1 protein-coding gene and 1 pseudogene are annotated in these 1,226 nt (G+C 63.9%); one reads left to right on the top strand and one right to left on the bottom strand.

The annotated features are described in order from the left end of the window. Positions 1–996 (top strand): GNAT family N-acetyltransferase (locus AC1DT3_RS21770; RefSeq protein ID WP_477467263.1); only part of this gene is annotated, 996 nt, incomplete at its 5' end. A gap of 30 nt (positions 997–1,026) precedes the next feature. On the opposite strand, the pseudogene AC1DT3_RS21765 reads toward AC1DT3_RS21770, so the two are convergent. Further along, positions 1,027–1,226 (bottom strand): annotated as a pseudogene (locus AC1DT3_RS21765) (hypothetical protein); the annotation flags it as partial.

Here is a 1,226-nt window from a genome sequence, read left to right as displayed (position 1 = left end):
GTTCACGTCCTGGTGGAGGATAGCGCCGGCACGCTCGTGGGCGTAGCGCCCTGCTACCTCAAATCCCACTCCATGGGCGAATACGTGTTCGATCATTCCTGGGCCGACGCGTTCGAGCGGGCGGGTGGAAGCTATTATCCGAAACTTCAGGTCAGCATCCCGTTCACGCCGGTCGGCGGTCCGCGCTTGCTCGTTGCGCGTGGAGCGGCGGGCGACGAGGTTCGCAAGCACCTCATCGCCGGTCTGCGGGCGTTGCGGGCGCAGACGAACGCGTCGTCCATCCATGCGACGTTCATCCAGCAAACCGATTTGCGCGCCTTCGAAGCCGATGGCTTCCTGCGCCGCGACGACCAGCAGTTCCACTGGTTCAACGGGGGCTATGAAACCTTCGAGGGTTTTCTCGGCGCCCTCTCCTCACGCAAGCGCAAAGTCATCCGTCGCGAGCGTCGCGACGCACTGGCGAATGGCATCACCATCGAATGGGTGACCGGGGCCGACATCATGACGGCGCATTGGGACGCCTTCTTCGCGTTCTACATGGATACCGGCTCGCGCAAATGGGGGCGCCCTTACCTCAACCGCCGCTTCTTCACGATGATCGGCGAGCGCATGGCCGATCGCATCCTGCTCGTTCTCGCGAAACGCGAGGGACGCTACATCGCAGGCGCCATCAATTTTATCGGCGATACGCGGCTCTACGGGCGCAACTGGGGTTGCCTCGAAGATCACCCGTTCCTGCATTTCGAGGTCTGCTATTATCAGGCGATCGAGTTCGCCATCGCGAAGGGTCTCGACCGTGTCGAGGCCGGCGCCCAAGGCGAGCACAAACTGGCGCGCGGCTACCGGCCGGTGATCACGTCGTCGGCCCACGACATCGCCAACCCGTCATTGCGACAGGCGGTCGCCGATTATTTGGAGCACGAACGGAACGCGGTGGCGGACGCAGCGGAAGAGCTCGCGGCAGCAGCGCCCTTCAGGCGGGAACGGGACGAGTAGATTGTCCGATCCCCGCGTGGCGATCGGGCGTCAGAACCCCGACGTCATCGTGTTGAAGCCGGCGAGGATTGCCGACGGCGAAGTACCGAGTGCGGTCATCACGCCGTCGATGGCCCAGTAGGTGCCGACGACGATGATTGGCACGAGAATCCAGCCCAAGACTTCCTCGAGCCACATGCGCCGCCGACGACGACGCTCCCTCTGCTCCCGCCAGCTACGCTTGGCAGGAG

It is taken from the genome of Microvirga sp. P4_G7 (assembly GCF_056401005.1).
The sequence above is the reverse complement of the archived record's forward strand: the minus strand, read 5'-3'. Positions and strand labels throughout refer to the sequence as shown.